The following is a 22,728-nucleotide window of genomic DNA, read 5'->3' as shown; positions in this document are numbered from 1 at the left end:
ATCCCTTATCAGTTGAAGCGCCATTTTAAGGTGGCACACTTCACACTATATTAAGACTAAGCTCGATTGATATTGATTAAACGGTCAGATAGTTTCTGCATCTCAAGGCTTAACACATCAAGCGCCGTTGCATCGAGGGAGTTATCTTCACTGATGCTATTTATTCGCACCGCCAACTCATTAATCTCTTGAGTGACTTGGCTTTGCTGCTGAGCAGCTAACGCGATTTGTTGGGCACGCTGTGAAATATCATCGAAACTTTGTACGGTACTCGATAGAGAATCGGCAGCGCCCTCAGCCTCCGCAACCGCATGGACAGTACGGGACTCCCCAGCTTGCATTGCTTGCACAGCGAGCCGCGAAGCCGATTGCAAAGCGTTAATCATGGTACTAATTTCATTAGCCGAATCTTGAGTTCGCCCCGCAAGGGTTCGAACTTCATCAGCAACGACTGCAAAACCACGACCCTGATCGCCCGCTCTAGCCGCCTCAATTGCCGCATTGAGAGCGAGCAAATTAGTCTGCTCAGAAATCGCCTTAATCACATCTAATACAGCGCCCACCTTTTGACTGTCTTGGGCCAATTGGGATATCACCTTAGTTGCGTTGGCAATTTCTCCTGATAATGCCTCAATAGAAGTATTGCTGGCTGCAACACGGGTTTGCCCTTCCCGCACTACAATCAAAGACGATTGCGCAGTTGCAGCACAGTCATTGGTATTATTCGCGACTTCCATGGCGCTTGAAGACATTTGCGTTATCGCAGCGGCTAATTGTGCACTCTCCAGCCGCTGTTGCTCTGCGCGCTGAGCTAACTTACGGCTAAGTCCGCTTAATTGCGTTGCCTCAAATTGAATTTTCTTTGCTTCTTGAGTGATCAGATCTAACATTGCCCTTAACGCCCCTGCATAGGTGTTTACAGCTCGGCGCAAAGCACCAATCTCATCATCCCGCTGAATTTGCAGTTCAACATTCGCCCCCAAACTACCGCTACCAAGGGAAGCAATTTGATCTGTGGTTTCCTCAAGTTGCGCCAACAGTTTTTTACCCGATAACCAAGCCAGAGAAAGTAAAATGGCAAGTAATGGTAATAAAAACAATAAAATATCAAATGTCAGCTCACGGGCAAGCCCTGTGACTCGCGTTTTAGGCGTGACAAGGCCAATCACCCATCCAGTATCAGGCATTACAAAAAGGCTCACCTCACTCGCCTGATTAAGTCTTCCATCCTTATTTAAGCTTACAGACACCACTTTGTTGATTGAGGTTTGCTTAAGTGCAGCTTCAACGGGGGAGAGCCAAGGTAACTGCCCGACGAGATCCGTAAAACGTAACAAAGTGTCGGACTTATTCGTTTCAGGAAAATGTAAGATATTACCTGCTTGGTCTAAAGCAAAAGCGTAACCGTCAGTCACATTGCCATGTTCTGTTAAAAATTTGGCTAAATCATCAAGTTTTAAATCTATCGTTGCGACCCCTGCAAATGTCCCCGTGAGACGATATGGCACACTGCATGTCACCATAGCCACCTTTGTAACCGGATCTTGATAAGCCTCTGACCATAAACATTGAGATACTGAGCTAGTCCGCGCGCCCGTATACCAAGGATCATTATGATACCCAGGGCCAGATGGCGCATTATAGTCATCCGAATATGCCAGTAGATTATCGCTACCACGGGCCCAGAAAAAACTGTGGCGGATACTCCCAGCGACGAATTTATCTGGCTCAGGCCAGATCCCGCCCCCAGCGATAGTGAGATCGCCATTGTTATCAATCAAATTAGGTAAGGAGTTAAGATATAGAGCTTGCTCATGGGGTAGCACTTCTGCGAGGTGTGCAAGGCTTAAAGTAATCCCCTCAATGCTTGCCAACTTAAGTGCGAGTTGCCTTACGATACTGCTCCCCGTTTGCTCAATTAACTCTTGACTCGCCGCCACCACTCGAGGCTGCCCTCGAAGTGACATCACACCAAAAACCGCTAGCCCAGTCAGTAGAAGGAGCACTACGCTGCCCATTGTGAGCCGCTGCGAAATACGTGTAGGTAACAACATAGCTTTCTCTACTTAAAATAAGTCACCCAGATGGGAGAATTGTTCGGCCATATGATCCAAGACTGTCGAGAATCATACGTCGCACCATCCTAGTGCAAATTTTAAAGGCCATAAAAACCATTAACTTGGCCACAAACTTAGTGTAGACCATAAACGAGAAGCGCGGATAAAAAAGCCCATTAATCAGTAGCAGTCACTGATATCAGAATAAAGAATCTAGGGTTAACACAATGAACAATCATGACAGATAGTCTTTCCCTAAAGCATGGCACTGACGCCACGTTTAGGGTCAAAACCTAAGAGCTGAAATAGCACAAACAAAAAAGCCATCATTACTGATGGCCTTTCTCGTGAATATGGCACAGGAGCTGCGCTTCAAATCAGGAACCCAAGGGTTCAAACTGTATAAATGCAAAAAGCCGCTAATTGCTTAGCGGCGTTTTGACTAAATATGGCGGAGGAGCTGAACTTAGAATGAGGAACCTTGGTTCAAATTGCACAAACAAAAAAGGCCATCATTACTGATGGCCTTTCTCGTAAATATGGCGCAGGAGCTGCGCTTCAAATCAGGAACCCAAGGGTTCAAACTGTATAAATGCAAAAAGCCGCTAATTGCTTAGCGGCTTTTTGACTAAATATGGCGGAGGAGCAGGGATTTGAACCCTGGGTGGGCTATAAACCCACGCCGGTTTTCAAGACCGGTGCATTAAACCACTCTGCCACCCCTCCGAACGCCGAAAATAATATAAGTATACCGCTGACTTGTAAACCTCAATTTTTAAATATCGAGTCAAATGCTCAACTTATGTTCACCCCGATGTTTTTTACAACAAATACATGGCCAGTTTCAACGAATAATCGAGTAAACAGACGTAAAAACACCTATACAGTGAGAGACTTGTCGCCTTGGTATGGTAAAATCACTGCAACTTTTCACGGTAAATGCTTATATGAATTCACTCTTGATACCCACGTCTTCACTCGCACCTGAATTTAGCCTGCCAACCCTTCCCGAAACGGCTGACAATCTAAGCGCATTACTCTTAGGACAAGAGCGTGCTGTGGATGCGTTTAAACTCCACCAAGCTATTGTCGATCAGCACTTGTATCTGGCTGATTTCCCGAGCATTGACCGCCAATTAATGATCCAAGCCTGTATTGATAGCCTAGCGCCGTTATCTCCAGCTTATTTAGTGGCAACACGCCCGACTGACAAAGCGGCAACATTTCAGTGGCAATCAGAGAAACCACAGGAAAATCAGGTCAGTATTGCCGAAAAAACGACTCGCTATCGCTACCTCAGTGGTAATATTCGCCGCGTAGACCTCATTGGCCGTATGGCACAAACAGGAACAACAAGTCAGTATCAAGCTGGTGCTCTGGCCGAATGTCATTATGTATTTATTTGCGCCGAGTCACTTTGGAAACGTGAAGGTTTATGGGAATTAGTGATGCAAATCCTCACCCATAAAGCGTATCAGATTAGCAATAACTTAAGTCCTATCCCGCTCAATTGTAAAATTGTCCTTATCGGTGCAGGAATGATTTATAGCCAAGTCAGAACTGAGGATTGGCAATTTCAACGTCACTTTACCCTACTAGCAGAACTCGCTAGCGAAATCGACTTGGTCCGTTATACAGAGTCACAATACGTCGCATGGTTGCAAGCGGTTGCACAAAGTGTCGAGGTCACTCTAGAACAATCAAGCCTAGCGCCACTTTTTCGTTATAGTGCACGGTTAACCGAACATCAGCGCCGCCTCAGTTTGTCTATGCTCGAGTTTGCCCAACTGATGGTACAAGCTAAAGTCTATTGTGGTAAACCGAGTATCAATGCGAGCAGTATTGAGCTCGCGTTAGCCCAAGCTAACTATCGTCATAACAGCTCGGAAGAGTATTCAGGTCAAAGCTTCGATGACAACTTCATAAATCTGCCAACTTCGGGTGCTATGGTAGGTCAGATCAATGGCTTAACTGTCATTGATGCCATCGATTACAGTTATGGTGAGCCTGCGCGGATCACGGCATCTGTTCACTATGGTGATGGTGAAGTCGCCGATATCGAAAGAAAATCTGAACTTGGTGGCAATATACATGCCAAAGGAATGATGATCCTTTCTGCCTGCTTGTACCGTATCTTTGGGCGAGATGCGCCATTACACCTAAATGCCAATATCGTTTTCGAGCAATCCTATCAAGAAATTGATGGTGATAGCGCATCACTCGCCGAATACTGCTGTTTGATGTCAGCGATTGCCGAACAACCCATTATTCAGTCACTGGCAATAACTGGTGCATTGGATCAATTTGGTAATGTGCAAGCGATTGGTGGCATCAACGAGAAAATTGAAGGCTTTTTTAATCTGTGTGAACGTCGTGGTCTCACGGGAGAACAAGGCGTTATTATGCCCAAGTCGAACGTGTTACAGCTTAACCTCAATCCCAAAGTGATTACAGCTGTAGGCAAAGGCTTATTTCACCTCTATGCAATCGAGCATATGGACCAAGCTGTTGAGCTATTAATGCAAATGCCTGCGGGTGTAGCCGATGAAGATAATGATTTTCCACATGATTCATTATACGGCCTTGTACAGGAACGATTAGACAAGCTCGCAGGAAATGGCGAGGAGGAAATCGGCATAATCACGAGATTACTCGCAAAATTGGGATTTTTTCGCCGCTAATTAGCTGATCGGAGTTGTTTAGCTTACACGTGTTCGCTAATCTTGGCGGCTCTTATTGCTGGAGTAGTAAAACAATGAACAAAGCAAACAGTTTCAATAAAGAAGAACTCATCGCCTGTGGCCATGGGAAATTATTTGGTCCAAACTCACCTCGTCTGCCTGTCGATAACATGCTGATGATAGATAGAATCGTTACTATCAATGATAATGGCGGTGAGTTTGGCAAAGGTGAAATTGTCGCTGAACTCGATATTAATCCAGACTTATGGTTTTTTGACTGCCACTTTATTACCGACCCGGTAATGCCTGGTTGTTTAGGGCTAGATGCCATGTGGCAACTCGTTGGCTTCTATTTAGGCTGGGAAGGCGCAGAAGGCAAAGGACGTGCTCTGGGTGTAGGTGAAGTGAAGTTTACGGGTCAAGTATTACCAGGCGCTAAGAAAGTCACTTATAAACTCAATATCAAGCGTACTATTCACCGTAAACTGGTGATGGGTATTGCCGATGCAATCCTTGAAGTTGATGGCCGTCAAATCTACAGTGCAACCGATCTTAAAGTCGGTGTCTTTAGCGATACGTCTACATTCTGATCAGTCTTACTCCAATACACTGAAGATATCAGTACTACAGATATAAAAATGCCCTCATCTGAGGGCAATATGCTGCATTACTTTGCTTGTTCTGGGCTATTTAATTAATGAGTAAAACTCAATTATTTATTAAATAGCCCATTAACGCGGCCATCCACACCTTCACGCCAACCGCCTAACCACTGCGATCGCGAATCAAGATTTGCATATGGACAGAGCTCCTTAGAGCGTCCACCAACCCCAGCTTGGAATCCTTTTGAAAAAGCTCTGTCTAAACGATCTCGTTTTTGTCTTTTCATGCAAGCGTCCTCTGTTCTACATAAAATAGAAGCAAAAGCTTCACCCATAGAAATAGTGCTTTTTGACGCCAAGATCAATCAAAAAATCGGCTATTATACTGACTATTTATTAAACTATTGAGATCCTAGCGAAAAAAAATCGAGGCATTTCGCCTCGATTTTTTTAGTCTGAATTGAAGCTTAAAACTTAACGAATTCGACGACGGAACCACACCAATGGCAAGGCAAATAACCAAGCTAACGTTGCCGCACCAGAACGCTCAAAATTACCGGTATCGGTACTATCTTCAACAGTACAAGCTTCACCACTGGTAGCCGGTTTAAGTACAACCATACGTGGAACATAAGCCGTTACAGGCTCGCCACTACCACTCAGCTCAAATAGCGGTAAGCCATTTTCACCAATAACTATGTTGCCATCTTTATCAAATTGATAAGAAGGTTTACGAATAAAAGCCGTACCTACGATAGTGCCATCTTCATTGATACTCGTACCTTCAACCACTAAAATATCAGCGTTATATTGAAGAATTTTACCCGAGCCATCCTGAACTTCGACCTGATGACGTGCCCAGCTACCATCGTTTGATTTTTCATACCCCTTAGACTCGCAGGTCAGCAATTTATTGATATTGCTAAACTCACCCGTCGACTTCTCATACAGGAAACCCGCTTTGGGGCGTGGCTTCTCTTTATCGTAAGTCGTTTCAACGTAACCAACTACTTGACCTTTATTGTTAATATCCTTGGGTTTACTCGAAAGATCCGTTGCCGTTGAGGCAAAATCATTAGGGGTTACATAGCCAACATCGGGTGTATTAGTATCAAAATAGAAAAACTTGTCGCGTAAATAACCTTGAATATAGCTACGATAACTACCGACAAGAATACCACTATCATTGATGTCATAGGCAATGGAACTTGAAATCGATTCGCCCATTGGGATCCAGTGGTATTTATAATTACCTTCGGCATCCTTAGCCCAATAAGCCGCATCTTGGTGCAACTTATCTGTATTGTTGTTACGATAAACGTGCGAACGACCAACAACCACGCCGTTATCATTCACGCCGAGCGCCTGAGCAGTAAAGGTTAAGGTGTTATCAGCTTTAGGCGTTAACCCTAAAGGCAACTCAATTCCCGTAGCGATATTATTGTCGATTTGCCATACATAGGCACGCGTCTGGTACTGAATGTTACGCGTACCCGTAGAGTTCGGATATTGCTCACGTTGTACACAAACATCCAATGGCAAAGTGTTATCCGAGCCTAAACAATAATTAACACGATCACTACCATATTTACTGATAGCAGTACTGGCATAACCAGCCACTAAGTTATTATTATTAATAGCTGTAGCAGCAGACCATCCACCTAACTCTGCGGTTTTAGTCTTATCAGCATTAACAAATTGCGTGTAGGGAGGAACTAATGGAATTTCAGTGCTCCCCACTTTTACAACACCGCGGAACTCATAGTCGCGGTAATACCAATAATCATCGGTAACATCAGTAGTTGCAGTGTTCTCTGTTTTCTTTTCAGGCGCAGTCATGCTGCCCACTTTAATACCGGCATCATTAATACCGTAATAAAAGGTATCAACAGAGTTAATCACAGCAGTATCATTTGGCGGTGTAGTACCATTAATGCTGTCGAATGTCGGTAACCAAGCCCCAGCTGCACCATTTTCTGCAGCAATAAAAGCAAAGTTATTTGCAACAATGGCAGCGGTAATAGAATAAGTAATGGTTTCTTCTGGTGCGATACCGTCGGCAACATCAATCACGCCGCCCTCGACATCTGAACTGCTAAGTTTTTTCTTACCCTTTGAAATACCGACTAATTCATCATTGGCATTCACACCTAAAGCATAACCGTTACGAGTGCCTTCAAGCGTGCCCTGCAGGTCATAATTATCGATGTTAACGATTTCGTAGACAGGTGCAGCATGGGCACTGTTTAATACACCAAGGACACCTAAGGCAACCAAGGAAAGGGCTTTATCCAACTTTGACTTCATTAATTCTATTCCCATTTTTATTATTGGTTTACTTCAGTGACTCAAGCTCTTCCCAACGCTCGAAGCAAACTTCCAATTGCTTTTCTTTATCAGCCAACTGACTCAATACCTGATTGACTTTATCCTGCGCCTGACTATAAAAGTCTGAATGTCCAATAGTGGTCTGCAATGCGAGAATTTCTGCCTCCAATTGCTCCATCACATTAGGTAGTGACTCTAACTCACGCTGTAGCTTATACGACAGTTTTTTTACCGCTTTCACAGGTTCTGCAGTTTTAACTTCAACGGGTTTAGTTTCAACCGCAGGAGCTTCGACCACCTTTTGTGAACTAGGTTCCTCAGAATAAAACTTTGCCCCTTGGTTCACGGCATCTTGATAACCACCTACATACTCGCTCCAATGGCCATTACCCGCATACCACCAGCTACTGGTCACAGTATTGTCGATAAATGCCCTATCATGGCTCACTAGCAACAACGTACCTTGGTATTCAGTGAGCAACGACTCTAGCAATTCTAAGGTCTCAATATCAAGATCGTTAGTTGGCTCATCGAGAATGATTAAGTTTGCAGGGCGAATTAATAACTTAGCCAATAACAAACGGTTCTTCTCACCACCCGACAGCGCTTTCACTGGCGTTCTGGCACGCATAGGCGAGAACAAGAAGTCCTGCAAATAACTTAAAATGTGGCGGTCTTGACCATTGATCGTGATGGTCTTTTTACCTTCACCAACGTTATCTTCAACGGTTTGCTCAGGATCTAACGCTTCACGATATTGGTCGAAATAAGCGATTTCGAGCTTAGTACCGACTTTAATTTCGCCCGATTGCGGTTGCAGTTTCTCGATTAACAGCTTGATCAAGGTTGATTTACCACAACCGTTTGGCCCAATCAGCGCAATACGGTCACCGCGGATAACCGTCGTATTAAAGTTTTTAACCAGATTTTTATCGGGCAGATTGAAGTTAAGATCGGTCACATCAAACACTAACTTACCAGAACGTTCAGTATCCGATACTGCCATTTTAGCATTGCCTTGACGATTCAGACGTTCACTTCGCTCTTCACGTAGCGCCTTCAGTGCGCGAACTCGACCTTCGTTACGGGTACGTCTAGCTTTAACGCCTTGACGGATCCACACTTCTTCATCGGCGAGACGCTTGTCAAACAAGGCATTTTTCTCGGCTTCGACGCGCAACCATTCTTGCTTACCATCAAGATACATTTGATAGTTGCCCGGCCATGAGGTCACCACACCACGGTCTAAATCGACAATCCGCGTCGCCATACGGGCAATAAAGCCCCTATCGTGGCTGATAAAGACGATAGCGCCTTGATAATCGAGTAAAAACTTTTCAAGCCACTCGATAGTGTCTATGTCTAAATGGTTGGTCGGTTCATCAAGTAACAACAGATCTGGCTCGCTCACCAGTGCTCTGGCTAACGCCACTTTACGCTGCCAACCACCCGATAACTCGCTCAAGGATTTGTCAGGATCGAGACCTAACAACTCGCAGTTTTGTTGGATGCGAGAATCTAACTGCCATCCATTATAGTGGTCTAAGGTTTCTTGCAGACCTTGCATCTCATTCAGCATACGATCCATTTGCTCTGGATCGGCATGGGCCACATCGTGGGACAGTTGATGATAACGCTCAAGCGCCTCGCCCACTTCCTTTAATCCCGCAGCAATATAAGCGTATACCGTGCCTTGCTCAGCCTTTGGCGGATCTTGTTGTAGACGGCTAACGGTCACATTACCAGCGATGTTGAATTCGCCTTCATCCAGCAGTACATCACCAGATAACACTTTTAATAAACTCGACTTGCCAGCACCATTACGGCCAACAATACACACGCGCTCACCGCGTTGAATAGTAAAATCCGCTTTTTGTAACAACGGAGTGTAACCATAGGCTAAAGAGCCACTATTGATACGAACCAGACTCAAACTAAGCTCCTGTAAACTCTTGTAATTGCGTTGCGTTAAATGGCCAATGTAATTCTCTACCATCCCAAGCTTTAAGCACAGGGATCGATACGCCATAACGCTGCGCGAGGTATTCATCGTCACAAATATCTATGGCCCGATAGCCAATGTCGGCCGCGTCCAGTAAAGCCGCGGCCAGTTCACACAGATGACATCCCTCTGTGTGATATAGCAGATAATGCCTGTTATCTAATTCTGCTTGAGTCAACTCAGGCATGGGTGATAAGCCAGGTATTATGGATATGTGGATTACGTTTGTAGTCCATAGGCAAAGTCACGTCATCAATGTTCTTCACATTAATGTTCATCTTTGTCAGTGCCTCTATGTCCATCTTAAACTTACGTTTATTATTAGAGAACACTAGCTCGCCTGTTGGGCTTAGCAGTTTCACTAAGGATGCCAGTAAGTTCACATGGTCTCTCTGCACATCGAATGAATCTTCCATACGCTTAGAATTTGAGAAGGTCGGCGGATCGATAAAAATCAGATCGTACTGTTCACGGCAATCACGGATCCACTGCATGCAGTCAGATTGAACAAACTCATACTGCTTACCTTGCAGTCCATTGAGTGCAAAGTTGTCCTTCGCCCAAGCAATATAGGTATTTGACATATCCACCGTCGTCACCGATTTAGCCCCACCAAGCGCCGCATGCACAGAAGCAGAACCTGTGTAAGAAAACAGGTTAAGTACACGGCGTCCCTTAGATTTTTGACCGACTAAACGGCGTGTCAATCTGTGATCGAGGAATAAACCTGTATCCAAATAACCGGTTAAGTTCAGTTTGAACTTAGCGCCATATTCGGTAGTGATAAGCTCTAACTTACGCTCATCCAGCTTTTGATACTGACTCGTGCCCTTTTGACGCTCACGGGTCTTCATGATCATCTTGTTCGGATTGATACCAATGGCCGACGGCAGTGCTAACAATACATCGCTTAAACGACGCTTGGTTACGGCTTCAGGTATAGTTGCTGGCGCCATATATTCTTGAATAATCACGTAATCTAAGTATTTATCTACTGCGACGTTATATTCAGGAATGTCGGCATCATAAATACGATAGCTGTCGATGCCTTCTTTCTTGGCCCACTTCTCTAATAACTTGGCATTTTTCTTAATGCGGTTAGCAAATGCAGGGGCGATATCGGCAATGTCGACGCCGTCTGGCAGCACTGGCGTATCACGACGCGTACTGGTCGCATGCAAAGTATAAATGTTAAAGGCACATTCTAGGGCACCGTTGAACATCTTCATCTGTTTGTCGGCTTTAAGCTTAAGTGATGATACCAGCTCGATATCACTACACAGCATGGCCACTTTCCAGCCGCCAAACTCTTTCTTAAACTTGTCGCCTAGCTGATAGTAAAGCTGCAATAACTCAGACACATTGCCTAAACGTTCACCATAAGGTGGGTTAGTGATCAAATAGCCACTTTCTGCAGGCGGTGTTATCGTCAACGCATCTGCAACTTGAAACTCAATTAACTCGAGTACACCGGCATTTTCGGCATTACGTTTGGCTAACGCGACTAAGCGAGAATCGATATCTGAGCCGTAGAATTTAATCTCGCAACGTTTCACGCCTAATGAGGCACGCGCTTTTGCTTCTTCAACGATTTCTTGCCACACAGCTTTATCATGACGACGCCAATGTTCAAACCCAAAACGGCTACGCTGTAAGCCTGGGGCAATATCGGCCGCCATTAAAGCCGCTTCAATCAGCACAGTTCCACTACCACAGAAAGGATCGAGCAAGGTCGAAGGCGCTGCTTGCCAGCCACTGCGTACTAACATGTTGGCGGCTAAGTTTTCCTTCAGAGGCGCTTCACCAGTAGTAGAACGATAGCCACGTTGATGCAATGATGGACCAGAGAAGTTCATCGCAATCGTGATTACGCCATTACGAAAATGGGCATCAACTTTAAAGTCAGCATCGACGCGTGACACATTTGGGCGCTCAACGTCATCGTCCCGAAATCTATCCACAACCGCGTCTTTAATCTTGAGTGCGCCGAACTGGGTATTATTAATAAAACCACCCGTACCATGAAAATCGATACTAAAAGTGCTTTTATTGGAAAAGTGCGCCGGCCAATCGACACAATAGGCGGCATTATAAAGTTGCTCTGCCGACTCGCAACTACCTTTATAGATAACCAACACGATACGGCTGGCTAAACGTGTCCATAAAGTAATCCGATACGCTAAAGCTAAGGGGGCAGTGAAATACACACCAGCAACACTCTCTTTTACTTCAGTCGCACCAAATTCTGTCAGCTCTTGGGCTAAGCTATATTCAAAGCCCTTAGGGGCGGCGGCAAAAAAATTAAGCATGGGATAATCAGTACGCAGTCAAAATCAAAGCGACATTATACCTGCTCGAATACATAAAAGATAAACAGTTATTAGTCGAAACCCCATTTAGTCTCATCCTCGACCTAAGATAATCAACGAAAAATCCCTAACTTATGTTTAAATATGTTTAAATTGTATGAAAGCCCCCCACTCCGCTTTATATTTAAGCGTTCACCACCTTTTTCGATCTTCGTCCTTGCAATGCCAAGGCGCTGCCGTTATAGTCTGCCCCGCTTTGAAGACGGACGCGGGATGGAGCAGCATGGTAGCTCGTCGGGCTCATAACCCGAAGGTCGTAGGTTCAAATCCTGCTCCCGCAACCATTTAAAAGCAAAATAGTAAAGTAATACAGATAGATATCGGACGCGGGATGGAGCAGCATGGTAGCTCGTCGGGCTCATAACCCGAAGGTCGTCGGTTCAAATCCGGCTCCCGCAACCAATTTAAAGTACAATAGTAAAGTAAAACAGATAGATATCAGACGCGGGATGGAGCAGCATGGTAGCTCGTCGGGCTCATAACCCGAAGGTCGTCGGTTCAAATCCGGCTCCCGCAACCACTTTCTATATGTGTTTATAACGAGAAACAGCTATCGGGCTCAACTCCTTATAAACAACAGGCGAAGGTAGTCGCTGATTTAACATTAGCAATCCGGCTACTGCAACCGATTCTTAAATGACAGAATTAAAACAGTGATTAACAGCAACAATCGGACGCGGGATGGAGCAGCATGGTAGCTCGTCGGGCTCATAACCCGAAGGTCGTCGGTTCAAATCCGGCTCCCGCAACCACTTTATATATATGCTTATAACGAGAAACAGCTTATCGGGCTCAACTCCTTATAAACAACAGGCGAAGGTAGTCAGTTCAAATCCGGCTACTGCAACCAATTCTTAGATGGCAGAATTAAAACAGTTATTAACAGCAACAATCGGACGCGGGATGGAGCAGCATGGTAGCTCGTCGGGCTCATAACCCGAAGGTCGTCGGTTCAAATCCGGCTCCCGCAACCAATTCTCTTTAATAAAAGAGAAAAATAACCAGCACAAGCTGGTTTTTTTGTATCTAAAATTCGTAATAACCCTCTGTAAAATCCTAACCAGATCACCATGGTAGCGCTCATCGGATTCAACGACCTATAAACAACCGATGAAAGCCATCAGTTCAAATCATCTTCAACAACAGCGTCCAAAATAAGATTTAAACTGATCAGCTGACATCAATACATTTTTTGGATGTCAAATTTCGCCATAAAAGTGTCGGACAATATGACTCCTGCCATGGTACCAAAGGAAACGGTGAAAATCATGATGAAAGGTAGAGGTTTCAAATAAGCGGAAGTGAGAACACCTTGACCGAACCAGTGCAGTATTAGACCAAGAATCATGATGCCAAAAGCGAACTTATTCGCGGCAAAAAACATCGAGATTTCGAACGCCCACAACTCTTTATTTTCCTTAAATTGAGCGAAACCGAAATAGAGATAAAGCAGTAATGCCACTATAGCGAGAGTACAAATACTGAGTGCATAGCTTAATTGAGAAGCCCTAGCCAATACTTGATAGCCGATACGTATGGCATAAATACCGACACCCAACCAAAGTATCAGCAGCGGCAATAAAATGAGTCCCATTTTTATCCTTAAAAGTTGAGATAGACATACACTTAGCACCTAAAGCGAGCTCTGAAAATGAGCGCTTAGAGCAAATTCTTAAAGTTAGTACTTAGAGTGAGAGCCTTAAGTAACAGCTAAAATAGAATAGAGATCAGCATGTTATTTTAACCGCGCCATATGATATACACTGACAAACTCACCATTTCTAAAAGCAAAATCCTTCGACTCACCTTCCATTACAAAGCCAAACTTTTTATATAGACCAATGGCGGCATGATTATCGGTATAAACCGTTAATTCAATTCGTTTTATATTCATCCATTTATCGGTAAGCTCAAGCATCGCGTTAATCAAGGCACTGCCTATACCGCGGCCTTGCCAACTGTCTTTTACACCCATACCAAAGGAGGCAACATGCCTACGGCGAGGTTGCTCATACACTTCAAAACCCAACTCACCGACAATTTCACCTTCAATCTCTGCGACATAACGATGAACATGATTCGATGTTGCAGCAAGACGCGCCTCCCATTTATCGGTCGATGGCAAAGGTAATTGCAAGGTACCGGCATAGGCATTTGGACAGGCATATACTGCTTGAATGGCTGCAGCGTCACTCTTCTCTGCATGCCTAATCGTAATATTTCCCAATGAGTCCCCTCCATGGTTTTCTAATAAAAAATACCTGTCCGGTTCAACGTACACAGAGCTAAGCACACAGATCTAAATCCACGGATTAGCTTAGGCACAAAGGCGCGAACACTGTGGTAAATCGCAACTTAGCCCGCTTCTTATCAAACCGACTTTACGGATGAAGCTCGCATAAGACAAGTATGAAATTTAAAAAACTATTGATAAACCTAGTTTTTATATGGGTAGATATCAATTGATATGAGGATTGAAGCACAGCGCTATCTCCACGGCCCTATCACCACAACCCAGCCTCGACATCTTGAAAACACTGGGCAAATAAAAACCCGCTCAAGATAGGTTCTTGGCGGGTTTAAGGGATATCGCGACAATTGAGTCGAGTCGAACAGTTCAGCATTTAAATTAAGCGAATATAATCAACCGCATTACACTAACTAAACTGAGTCACTGTGTTCTGTTAAAGCGGTAAACGGCCATTGAATGACAAGGCTAACGTCGTGCTATCCACATATTCAAGCTCGCCACCAACGGGCACGCCGTGGGCGATGCGACTGATCATCACCTTATGGCGTCTGGCCATATCAGCAATAAAATGCGCTGTTGCCTCGCCTTCTACCGTCGGATTGGTCGCTAAAATCAACTCGGCCACATCACCCGAGGCCAAGTGGCGCTCAAGTAACGCTAAACCTAGCTCTTCCGGCCCAACACCATCGAGTGGCGATAGATGGCCTAAAAGAACAAAGTAGCGACCGGTGAAATGTCCACCCGCCTCAATGGCTAACACATCGGCCGGCGTTTCCACCACACAAATGGTGGAGGACGTTCCGCGTTTATGGCTAGCACAGATCGGACAGAGGGTTTCTTCAGTGTAGGTTCGGCAAGACTGACAATGACCGACGTCACTCATCGCACTGGACAGCGCACTGGCTAACTTAAGCCCTGCTTTTCGGTCGCGTTCAAGTAACTGAAACGCCATACGTTGCGCCGATTTAGGCCCAACCCCAGGTAAACAACGCAGGGACTGAATTAACTCATCTAACAATGGACTAAATTTCATCGGCTATCTCAATTAAAATGGCATTTTCATGCCTGGTGGTAATTGCATGCCACCAGTAACTTCAGCCATTTTAGTTTTTTGGTTTTCTTCGATTCGACGAGCAGCGTCATTACAGGCCGCAGCAATCAAATCTTCCAGCATTTCTTTGTCGTCTTCCATCAGACTTGGGTCGATTTCGACTTTACGCACTGTGTGCGCGCCTGTCATAGTCACTTTCACCAAACCAGCACCAGATTCACCCACCATTTCCATACGGGCGATTTCTTCCTGCACTTTGGCCATTTTTTCTTGCATCATCTGGGCCTGTTTCATCAGATTGCCCATACCGCCTTTTCCAAACATAGTCTTTTCTCTTCTATTAGGGTTAGTCGCAAGCATTAACGCGGCTAATCTTACTTAAATAAATGGGATTGGCAATCAATGCCGTTATCTTGTTAATAAACTTATGATCTCGATGCCGAGTTTCTCAGCAGCATCACTATAAATATGCACTCGAAGCCTAAATTTAAACCACAGCGTTACAAATTAACGATGAAAATTTTACCCAAAGACTCGCCAATAATAGCTAACTCGCGGCCTCATTTAACTCAGGTAACGCTTGTATTTGCTGACTGCGTAAATTCAACAACTCTGGCGGATACACTAGACTATCGGCATCGAGTTCGGCGCCCATACGTTGGATCAACCATTGCACATTGTCATCATGAATCAATGATTGATGCGCTTGTTGCAGCAACTCTTGGTGGAAACGCTTACGTAACTCTAAGGGCGTTTCCCGCTGTTCATCGATTCCTATGACCACTTGTACCCGTCTTGGGTTCCCGAGCGCGGTAGTTAAGGCTTGCTCAAGCTGCACTATGGCAACATCGGCCGCTAGATGCTTCTGGTTTGGTTTAAGCAGCAACGGCAAAGGATCGCTCAAGGTTTGACAGACAGAATTAACCGCCAGTTGCCGCACTCGCCCGCCGATCTCTAAGCTCGCCATCAACTTGTACCAATGTAAATCTAATGGATGACCGCTAATAGGTTGAGTCGAACTGAGCGCGACTTGTGTCTCCTGCATGTGTTCCACTGTATTCGACGCATTTGTCAGTGCTGTTGTGCTAACCGAAGCAAACTCTGAGGCGGGTATTTCTTCTTGACGTACAGTGTGAGTTTGAAGTATTTCCGACTTCAAACTTGATGCTGCGACCTGCCCGTCACTCAGGGATAGAGTGTCATCTTGTGCATAATTAGGTGCGTAACTCTCGCCTAAAAGCTCTTGAGCATGACTGGCTTGAACATTATTTATATCAGTAGCTTGCGCGCTCACCGGCTGAACACTGTCAGTCTTATTGCTATCGACTTGCGTCACTTCGATAGATTCAGCTTCAGGCGCTGCCTCCCAAGGCGGACGATCATATGTAGCAGACGGTTTGACAGGCTTCTCAGAGACAATTCCAGTTGAGATGACGACTGAAGATACTGCTTGGTGCAGCTCGATAGGCTCAAGATCTAAGTCGAAGTCATCATCAAAATCTATCGCTAAATCAGGGTCTAAGTCAGATGCTGGATCAACAGAAAATGCCACACTTGGCTGACTCGCTTCAATTTTAGTCACCGATTTAGGTAAGGTTACACCATGTGATTTAGTGTTTGGCGTCTTAAGTTTTGAGTCCAATGACGACTTTTTTTCATCACCGTCCTTAGCACTTAAGGCGTCAAGATCAGATAGCAGCGAATCCCGCGCCGCCAACACCGCTGAGAGAATATCATCGTCGGCTAAGGATACAGAAGCGGCTTGTTGTAGCGCTTGCTCTTGTATTGAATCTGATACTGAGATCTGTGATTGAGTGAAGACTTGAGCCACAGGTGCTGACTGACGATCAGCAGAAGCTTGCATGCCTGCAGCGTTTGAAACACCTACAGAACTTTGCACATCAACAGAATTTATAGCCTCTTGCGAATCAAAGCCATGGTTAAAGTTATCATCATTATAAGCGCCAGAGGAGAAATCAGCATAAACGTCTTGATAGGAATCAAGCGGAGCTGACTCTAGGGCATAATCCCCTATCGCTGGATATGAATGCTCAGCTTCATTTCCATGAAGGCGATTGGCATCATGCCCTAGCTCAAACGCGTTGTTATCGATGTTGTTATCGAAGATGCTCTCTGCAGCAGGGTCTTTATCAAAAAGTGCTTTATCTACACTGTCACCACACTCAACCGCTGTTGAATTGACAGCAGTTTCAGGCTCTGCCGTATTCACTCGACTCAGTTCGGAAGCTGTTGTGACTAATTCAATTTCTTGAATATTCTGAGTATCAATACAAACAACCGATGCCTCGATACCAGCAACGGATTCTGAAGTGTGTATAAGAGACGCTTGAACGGTTGATACCGTTTGAGATTTAGCCTCGGCATTCACTGTGCTGGTATTCAAGATGTCATTGTTAAATCCCTGACTCTGGGCCTGACTTAAGATAATCGCCTGCTCAGCGATTAACGCCGCATCCGCTTCAAGTTCAGATCCAAACTCATGTTCTACTACATCAACAAGCTCACATGTCGCCTCAACGGCAGCGGTTTGAACAGTTTCAGCCTGACTCGCTACGGTGGGCTCAATTAATACCGTTTTTTTTTCAGCAGGCAGTTGTTCCGCAGTATGTGGCTCAGCAAACTTTTGTTCTTTTACATCATGAGCTTGCGCTGTCGCAACTGGCGTTTGCCCTTCGGATAAACTGATCTCAGCGACAGCATCAGGCTGCCAGCGCTTTACCGGCTTTTCAGGCACAAACGCCACAGCGCGTAATAGTGCCATCTCAAGACCCGATTTAGGGTCTGGTGCATGGGGTAAATCTTTGCGGCCGGTTAATAAAATCTGATAATAAAGCTGCACTTGTTCCGGCTTAAGCTGTTCGGCAAAGGCGCGAATCTGTGCGCTATACAAGGATTGCTGCGCGCAAGCGGGGGCAAATTGGGTCAAGGTAATTTGATGTAACAACTCAAGTAAACTGCGTAGCACTTCTTGGGCATCTGCGCCGTACGCAAGCACTTGGGCACAGGTATGCATTAACACACCAATATCGGCATCGGTTAAGGCGTTAAGCAAGGCAACTACATGCTGCTCATCAATACTGCCAAGCATGGTTTGCACTTGGCCAAGCATCACATTACCGCCACCAAAGGCGATGGCTTGATCTGTCAAACTCAAGGCATCACGCATACTGCCATTGGCAGCTTTAGCCAGCAATTTTAGGGCTTCTGCATCAAAGGGAAACTGCTCTTGGGTCAAGATATGATTGAGCTGAGTGCCAATTTCGCCTTGGGTCAGGCTTTTTAAATTGAATTGCAAACAACGGGATAACACAGTCACAGGTAGTTTCTGTGGATCAGTTGTCGCCAAAAGAAATTTAACGTGCTCGGGGGGTTCTTCTAAGGTTTTTAGCAATGCGTTAAAACTGCTGCGCGACAGCATATGCACTTCGTCGATGAGATAAACCTTAAAACGGCCACGGGTCGGGCGATACTGCACATTGTCTAACAGCTCGCGGGTATCATCGACCTTAGTGCGAGATGCGGCATCAACTTCAATCAAATCGACAAAACGGCCTTGGGCGATTTCCACACAGCTGCCGCAAACACCACAGGGAGTCGCTGTCACACCTTGTTCGCAGTTTAAGCCTTTGGCAAAGAGTCGCGCCAAGCTGGTTTTACCGACACCGCGCGTTCCCGTAAACAGGTAAGCATGGTGTAAGCGCTGCTGGCTCAACGCATTGGTCAAGGCATGCAAAACATGGCTTTGGCCAACCATTTGATCAAATGTGGCAGGGCGCCATTTTCTGGCTAACACCTGATATGACATGGAACTCCCCAGAGTATGTGATACAAAAGCGGGAGCATGCGCCCCGAGAACTTTGAAAGATAACATGCCATGATTTGACATGCCATCAAACTATCCCAAGGCGCCTTTAGCTGCAGATTTATTCGCCTTCAAACTCACAAAGTTTAACCAACTCAAGCCCTAATGCGGTTAAACGTGCTTCACCACCTAAATCAGGTAATGAGATCACAAAGGCCGCATGTTTAACTTCACCGCCGAGTTGGCGGATCAGTTTAACGGTCGCTTCGATAGTACCGCCAGTGGCGAGTAAATCGTCAACAACGAGCACTTTGTCATTTGCGCTAATCGCATCAGTATGAATTTCTAGGCTATCGTGACCGTATTCCAGTTCATAGCTTTGGCTGATGGTTGCACGCGGCAATTTGCCGGGTTTACGCACAGGTACAAAACCGATACCCAATTCTAAAGCCAACGGAGCACCAAATAAGAAACCACGGGCTTCAGTGCCCACAATTTTGGTAAAGCCTTGACCACGATAATGTTCAACTAACAAGTCGATGGTCGCTTTATAGGCTGCTGCATTCTCAAGCAAACTGGTGACATCTCGAAATAAAATCCCTTCCTTAGGATAATTAGGAATCGTTTTAATGCTTTGCTTTATCAAGGATAAGGTTTCTGTATTCATAGCCATCATATTTGCTTAATAAGTTACTTAATCAATTCACCAACCTAGCGGTGGCGGTATAAAACAAAACGTCCACACTGGGTGGACGCATTGTCGAAAGTCGGACAAAGCTTATGCCGCTTTAGTTTTAGTTGCAACAATCACAATGCACAAGTGATGGAAAGGTTATCAATTTGTGCCTTAGATCAAACCCTGTTGGCTCTCAGTTAAATAGCCTCAACAAGAACACGACTAAACTTTCAGTCACAGCACTTGAGCCCATCTAATAACTCAATCATCCCTCTATTTCAGGTATACCTTTAAGATACCAAAGTAGGACCAATGCCATGACAAACAGCAGACCTTTTACCCAAAGGATAGGGACCACAATAATACTGAGACTAAAACTGAGTGCGCTAACTATCATGGCTTTGCGTTTCAATCCCTTACGCATTGCTCGCTGCTCTTGCCACTGGGTTAAGGCGTCGGCAAACCAGGGATGTGTCATCAACCAATGGTGTAAACGTTCACTCGAGCGGGCAAAGCAAAAGGCAGCAAGCAAGATAAAAGGCACGGTCGGCAATATCGGTAGCACGATACCAACTAAACCTAAGACTAAAGCGGTTAAGCCTAACAGTAAAAATAATCCGCGCTTTAATACCATAGGTTTAAATGCCCTTTATCGGAAAAACAAAAGCCACTCGAAGAGTGGCCAATAGGCTACGCGCTAGAGATTAACGCTCGCTTAAATTAAACCTAAATGCTTTAACCAAGACAGACTTGCTGGCAGAGTCGGCAACAGTAAAACTAAAATAAAACCAATAAAATACAAAAAATTAAATGGGTCTTTGAACGGCTGACTACTCATTACAGCTCCTCTAGTATGTGCAAGTATAAGTGCGCAGGAATCGTACAGTGATTGAGATCACAAAACGGCCGACATTGTAGCGGTTTGTCAAATTAATAAAAACCCTCTAAATGTAGGGTTATTGCATTTATTTCGGCAATTATCCCAACCTTAAGACTGACGTCCGCGCACTATCCCTTTGGCCGCTAATTGCTCGAGTAACTGCATACAACCTTGCTCAATAATCTCTGGCGCCATTTGAGGGTAAGTGATTGTTAACCAATCAACTATCTCTTTAAAAACCGCTTGGCCTTGAGCTTGAAGAAATGCCAGCACCTGTGCGCTTAAGGGATTTAACTGTAGGAAACACACTTCGCAATCGGCATCTTGATAGAGACAAAAAAACACTGGCGTATCGAGTTGTTGCTGCGGACGATAATCCTGACGAATGTGCTGCACCTCAAAATGATACTGCGCTACCCTCGCTGTCTGCGACAAACATAAAGTCTGCGTCGACATTTGCGCTGAGCTGAGTTGAGATTCATCCTCACTCGCCTGTGCGACCGCGACGGCCAACTCTAGCCATTCATAGTGCGCTAATTCGAGCATAAAAACAGGATCATTCGCCGTGGGTTGATATTCCTGCTGTAAAAAATCTAAAAACTCGCCCGCGATGTCGATAAAAATCGGCGATTGGCAATCATGTTGACTGAAAAAACGCTGCACCAAAGTCAGCCATTCCTCCTCAGAATACAAACTTTTAAGCACGGGAAAGCCGTTCGACACAAATCCCAGCACATTATTAAAAAATAACTCGCGGTAAACCTGCATACGCCGGACATCAGTATCCGCGGGCAATGGCGAAGAGGGATCGCGGATATAATCGATAAAGGATTGCTGCACTTGCTTAAAATCCATTAGGCGCTCCTCTTTACGGCATGAGCACTATTTTGGGCATGGGAGCTGGACGCCGCCATTTGATAAGCGTGAATTTGATTTATCTCGAGCAACAATTCAGCGGTTGTCGGCAAATTAAAGTCACGCTCAAGCAAGGTCGGTTTTACCCCATGCAAGGCATAACAGCGCTGTAATAATGTCCAGACGGGATCGTTAATGGCGGCGCCATGGGTATCAATGAGCAGATCTTCAGCTTGTTTGTAGTGCCCAGCAATATGCAGATAAGCGATGCGCTCCGTCGGCATGGCCTGTAAAAAGGCATCGGCATCGTATTGATGGTTTATCGAGTTCACATAGATGTTGTTCACATCCAGTAGCAGTTTACAATCGGCTTCTTGCAGCACGGCATTAACGAATTCAAGTTCTGTCATTTGCGCACCTGGAGCGGCATAAAAAGACACATTTTCTAAAATAAGCGGCCGCTCTAGAATATCTTCTACTTGCTTGACCCGCGCCGCCACATGCTTCACCGCAGCGCAGGTAAAAGGGATAGGCATTAAATCATATAAGTGACCTTGCCCTGAGCAATAACTTAAATGTTCGGAATAGACTTGGATTTGGTGTAAATCCATAAAGGTTTTGATATTTTTTACAAACGCGAGATCTAAAGGTTCAGGGCTACCAATGGATAAACTCAAACCGTGGCAGTAGAAAGTATGTTGCTCAGTCAACTCACGAAATTGGCGGCCAAATTTACCACCTAAGGTCATCCAATTCTCAGGCGCCACTTCAAAAAAATTAATAGCATCAGGCACCTGTAAACAAAATTCACTGAGCATTTCTCGTCTTAATCCCAGCCCTACCTGTGCCGTATTTTTTTGATCATTCATAGAACCTCACGAACGCTAACCTGTAATCGCTTAAGAGTAAAGAATCCGCCTTCTTAGAAGGCGGCTTTGACTTGCCCCTGGAAGGGGCTATTCCAAAAACTACATCATCTGCAACGACAATTGAGCCTCATGTTCCTGATCTTGTTTATCTTGATGGCGCACATATCGTCTAATGATTTCTTCATTAACACCTACTGTATCTACAAAATAACCTCTGGCCCAAAAGCTATTGCCCCATAGCTTTTTACGTACATAAGGGAATTTATTGAATAGCCTTATCGCAC

The 22,728-nt window shown here is 45.0% G+C and carries 19 protein-coding genes and 6 tRNA genes; 7 read left to right on the top strand and 18 right to left on the bottom strand.

Annotation, left to right across the window (positions count from 1 at the left end; translation table 11 throughout):
* Nucleotides 1-56 precede the first annotated feature (56 nt).
* On the bottom strand, nucleotides 57-2,054 hold the full coding sequence (locus tag L5M10_RS12820; RefSeq protein ID WP_263255382.1) for a methyl-accepting chemotaxis protein: 1,998 nt from the start codon (nucleotides 2,052-2,054) through the stop codon (nucleotides 57-59).
* A 638-nt stretch (nucleotides 2,055-2,692) separates the two neighbouring features.
* A tRNA-Ser gene (locus L5M10_RS12815) sits at nucleotides 2,693-2,783 on the bottom strand.
* Nucleotides 2,784-3,004: 221 nt separating this feature from the next.
* On the opposite strand from L5M10_RS12815, the gene L5M10_RS12810 reads away from it, so the two are divergent.
* Nucleotides 3,005-4,738: an AAA family ATPase gene (locus L5M10_RS12810; protein ID WP_263255381.1), complete on the top strand. Its 1,734-nt coding sequence runs from the start codon at nucleotides 3,005-3,007 to the stop codon at nucleotides 4,736-4,738.
* Between the two features lie 74 nt (nucleotides 4,739-4,812).
* Nucleotides 4,813-5,328, top strand: a complete 516-nt coding sequence (gene fabA / locus L5M10_RS12805) for a bifunctional 3-hydroxydecanoyl-ACP dehydratase/trans-2-decenoyl-ACP isomerase (protein WP_028759638.1) — start codon at nucleotides 4,813-4,815, stop codon at nucleotides 5,326-5,328.
* Between the two features lie 122 nt (nucleotides 5,329-5,450).
* On the opposite strand, the gene rmf is transcribed toward fabA, so the two are convergent.
* The 5 genes from rmf to rlmKL form a co-directional block, all read right to left on the bottom strand.
* Nucleotides 5,451-5,627: a ribosome modulation factor gene (gene rmf / locus L5M10_RS12800; protein WP_006082074.1), complete on the bottom strand. Its 177-nt coding sequence runs from the start codon at nucleotides 5,625-5,627 to the stop codon at nucleotides 5,451-5,453.
* A gap of 187 nt (nucleotides 5,628-5,814) precedes the next feature.
* Nucleotides 5,815-7,647 carry a DUF3466 family protein gene (locus L5M10_RS12795; protein ID WP_263199673.1) on the bottom strand — a complete coding sequence of 611 codons (1,833 nt, stop codon included), beginning with the start codon at nucleotides 7,645-7,647 and terminating at the stop codon, nucleotides 5,815-5,817.
* A gap of 28 nt (nucleotides 7,648-7,675) precedes the next feature.
* Nucleotides 7,676-9,601, bottom strand: coding sequence for an ABC transporter ATP-binding protein (locus L5M10_RS12790; protein WP_263176579.1), 1,926 nt, complete (start codon nucleotides 9,599-9,601; stop codon nucleotides 7,676-7,678).
* 1 nt (nucleotide 9,602) lies between these two features.
* Nucleotides 9,603-9,857, bottom strand: a complete 255-nt coding sequence (locus tag L5M10_RS12785; RefSeq protein ID WP_168827464.1) for a glutaredoxin family protein — start codon at nucleotides 9,855-9,857, stop codon at nucleotides 9,603-9,605.
* On the bottom strand, nucleotides 9,850-11,979 hold the full coding sequence (gene rlmKL / locus L5M10_RS12780) for a bifunctional 23S rRNA (guanine(2069)-N(7))-methyltransferase RlmK/23S rRNA (guanine(2445)-N(2))-methyltransferase RlmL (RefSeq protein WP_168827462.1): 2,130 nt from the start codon (nucleotides 11,977-11,979) through the stop codon (nucleotides 9,850-9,852). Before rlmKL ends, L5M10_RS12785 begins: the two co-directional genes overlap by 8 nt.
* Before the next feature lie 267 nt (nucleotides 11,980-12,246).
* On the opposite strand from rlmKL, the gene L5M10_RS12775 reads away from it, so the two are divergent.
* The 5 genes from L5M10_RS12775 to L5M10_RS12755 all read left to right on the top strand — a co-directional run bounded on the left by L5M10_RS12775 (nucleotide 12,247) and on the right by L5M10_RS12755 (nucleotide 13,013).
* A tRNA-Met gene (locus L5M10_RS12775) sits at nucleotides 12,247-12,323 on the top strand.
* Nucleotides 12,324-12,364: 41 nt separating this feature from the next.
* Nucleotides 12,365-12,441, top strand: a tRNA-Met gene (locus L5M10_RS12770).
* Nucleotides 12,442-12,482: 41 nt separating this feature from the next.
* A tRNA-Met gene (locus L5M10_RS12765) sits at nucleotides 12,483-12,559 on the top strand.
* A 155-nt stretch (nucleotides 12,560-12,714) separates the two neighbouring features.
* A tRNA-Met gene (locus L5M10_RS12760) sits at nucleotides 12,715-12,791 on the top strand.
* 145 nt (nucleotides 12,792-12,936) lie between these two features.
* Nucleotides 12,937-13,013 (top strand) — tRNA-Met (locus L5M10_RS12755).
* A 206-nt stretch (nucleotides 13,014-13,219) separates the two neighbouring features.
* Here the strand turns inward: L5M10_RS12755 and L5M10_RS12750 are convergent.
* From L5M10_RS12750 to L5M10_RS12700, 11 genes are all read right to left on the bottom strand, one after another.
* Nucleotides 13,220-13,633 (bottom strand): hypothetical protein, encoded by a 414-nt coding sequence (locus tag L5M10_RS12750; protein ID WP_263255379.1) that lies wholly within the window; start codon nucleotides 13,631-13,633, stop codon nucleotides 13,220-13,222.
* 141 nt (nucleotides 13,634-13,774) lie between these two features.
* Nucleotides 13,775-14,266, bottom strand: a complete 492-nt coding sequence (locus L5M10_RS12745) for a GNAT family N-acetyltransferase (RefSeq protein WP_028759632.1) — start codon at nucleotides 14,264-14,266, stop codon at nucleotides 13,775-13,777.
* Nucleotides 14,267-14,723: 457 nt separating this feature from the next.
* A complete protein-coding gene (gene recR / locus L5M10_RS12740) occupies nucleotides 14,724-15,323 on the bottom strand; it encodes a recombination mediator RecR (RefSeq protein ID WP_006082081.1) in 600 nt (199 codons plus the stop codon).
* A 12-nt stretch (nucleotides 15,324-15,335) separates the two neighbouring features.
* Nucleotides 15,336-15,665, bottom strand: a complete 330-nt coding sequence (locus L5M10_RS12735; RefSeq protein ID WP_006082082.1) for a YbaB/EbfC family nucleoid-associated protein — start codon at nucleotides 15,663-15,665, stop codon at nucleotides 15,336-15,338.
* A 223-nt stretch (nucleotides 15,666-15,888) separates the two neighbouring features.
* Complete coding sequence (gene dnaX, locus L5M10_RS12730; RefSeq protein ID WP_263255378.1) at nucleotides 15,889-19,248, bottom strand: DNA polymerase III subunit gamma/tau; 3,360 nt, start codon at nucleotides 19,246-19,248, stop codon at nucleotides 15,889-15,891.
* Nucleotides 19,249-19,285: 37 nt separating this feature from the next.
* Nucleotides 19,286-19,837, bottom strand: coding sequence for an adenine phosphoribosyltransferase (gene apt, locus L5M10_RS12725; RefSeq protein ID WP_105252212.1), 552 nt, complete (start codon nucleotides 19,835-19,837; stop codon nucleotides 19,286-19,288).
* A gap of 268 nt (nucleotides 19,838-20,105) precedes the next feature.
* Nucleotides 20,106-20,474, bottom strand: a complete 369-nt coding sequence (locus L5M10_RS12720; RefSeq protein WP_173497443.1) for a YbaN family protein — start codon at nucleotides 20,472-20,474, stop codon at nucleotides 20,106-20,108.
* An 81-nt stretch (nucleotides 20,475-20,555) separates the two neighbouring features.
* Nucleotides 20,556-20,678, bottom strand: a complete 123-nt coding sequence (locus L5M10_RS12715) for a hypothetical protein (protein ID WP_006082086.1) — start codon at nucleotides 20,676-20,678, stop codon at nucleotides 20,556-20,558.
* A 150-nt stretch (nucleotides 20,679-20,828) separates the two neighbouring features.
* Nucleotides 20,829-21,575, bottom strand: coding sequence for a DUF2063 domain-containing protein (locus L5M10_RS12710; protein WP_263255377.1), 747 nt, complete (start codon nucleotides 21,573-21,575; stop codon nucleotides 20,829-20,831).
* Nucleotides 21,575-22,444, bottom strand: coding sequence for a DUF692 domain-containing protein (locus tag L5M10_RS12705; protein ID WP_263208048.1), 870 nt, complete (start codon nucleotides 22,442-22,444; stop codon nucleotides 21,575-21,577). Before L5M10_RS12705 ends, L5M10_RS12710 begins: the two co-directional genes overlap by 1 nt.
* 99 nt (nucleotides 22,445-22,543) lie before the next feature.
* The coding region (locus tag L5M10_RS12700) for a transposase (protein WP_263255376.1) at nucleotides 22,544-22,728 on the bottom strand (185 nt) is incomplete at its 5' end.

This window comes from Shewanella sp. SM32 (genome assembly GCF_025654235.1).
GTDB lineage: Bacteria > Pseudomonadota > Gammaproteobacteria > Enterobacterales > Shewanellaceae > Shewanella > Shewanella oncorhynchi.
The sequence above is the reverse complement of the archived record's forward strand: the minus strand, read 5'-3'. Positions and strand labels throughout refer to the sequence as shown.

Excerpts from the sequence above, each read along its gene's own strand:
- L5M10_RS12820 (WP_263255382.1), bottom strand. The coding sequence starts at position 2,054 with ATGTTGTTACCTACACGTATTTCGCAGCGGCTCACAATGGGCAGCGTA.
- L5M10_RS12810 (WP_263255381.1), top strand. The coding sequence starts at position 3,005 with ATGAATTCACTCTTGATACCCACGTCTTCACTCGCACCTGAATTTAGC.
- fabA (WP_028759638.1), top strand. The coding sequence starts at position 4,813 with ATGAACAAAGCAAACAGTTTCAATAAAGAAGAACTCATCGCCTGTGGC.
- rmf (WP_006082074.1), bottom strand. The coding sequence starts at position 5,627 with ATGAAAAGACAAAAACGAGATCGTTTAGACAGAGCTTTTTCAAAAGGA.
- L5M10_RS12795 (WP_263199673.1), bottom strand. The coding sequence starts at position 7,647 with ATGAAGTCAAAGTTGGATAAAGCCCTTTCCTTGGTTGCCTTAGGTGTC.
- L5M10_RS12785 (WP_168827464.1), bottom strand. The coding sequence starts at position 9,857 with ATGCCTGAGTTGACTCAAGCAGAATTAGATAACAGGCATTATCTGCTA.
- rlmKL (WP_168827462.1), bottom strand. The coding sequence starts at position 11,979 with ATGCTTAATTTTTTTGCCGCCGCCCCTAAGGGCTTTGAATATAGCTTA.
- L5M10_RS12750 (WP_263255379.1), bottom strand. The coding sequence starts at position 13,633 with ATGGGACTCATTTTATTGCCGCTGCTGATACTTTGGTTGGGTGTCGGT.
- recR (WP_006082081.1), bottom strand. The coding sequence starts at position 15,323 with ATGAAATTTAGTCCATTGTTAGATGAGTTAATTCAGTCCCTGCGTTGT.
- L5M10_RS12735 (WP_006082082.1), bottom strand. The coding sequence starts at position 15,665 with ATGTTTGGAAAAGGCGGTATGGGCAATCTGATGAAACAGGCCCAGATG.
- dnaX (WP_263255378.1), bottom strand. The coding sequence starts at position 19,248 with ATGTCAAATCATGGCATGTTATCTTTCAAAGTTCTCGGGGCGCATGCT.
- apt (WP_105252212.1), bottom strand. The coding sequence starts at position 19,837 with ATGGCTATGAATACAGAAACCTTATCCTTGATAAAGCAAAGCATTAAA.
- L5M10_RS12720 (WP_173497443.1), bottom strand. The coding sequence starts at position 20,474 with ATGGTATTAAAGCGCGGATTATTTTTACTGTTAGGCTTAACCGCTTTA.
- L5M10_RS12715 (WP_006082086.1), bottom strand. The coding sequence starts at position 20,678 with ATGAGTAGTCAGCCGTTCAAAGACCCATTTAATTTTTTGTATTTTATT.
- L5M10_RS12710 (WP_263255377.1), bottom strand. The coding sequence starts at position 21,575 with ATGGATTTTAAGCAAGTGCAGCAATCCTTTATCGATTATATCCGCGAT.
- L5M10_RS12705 (WP_263208048.1), bottom strand. The coding sequence starts at position 22,444 with ATGAATGATCAAAAAAATACGGCACAGGTAGGGCTGGGATTAAGACGA.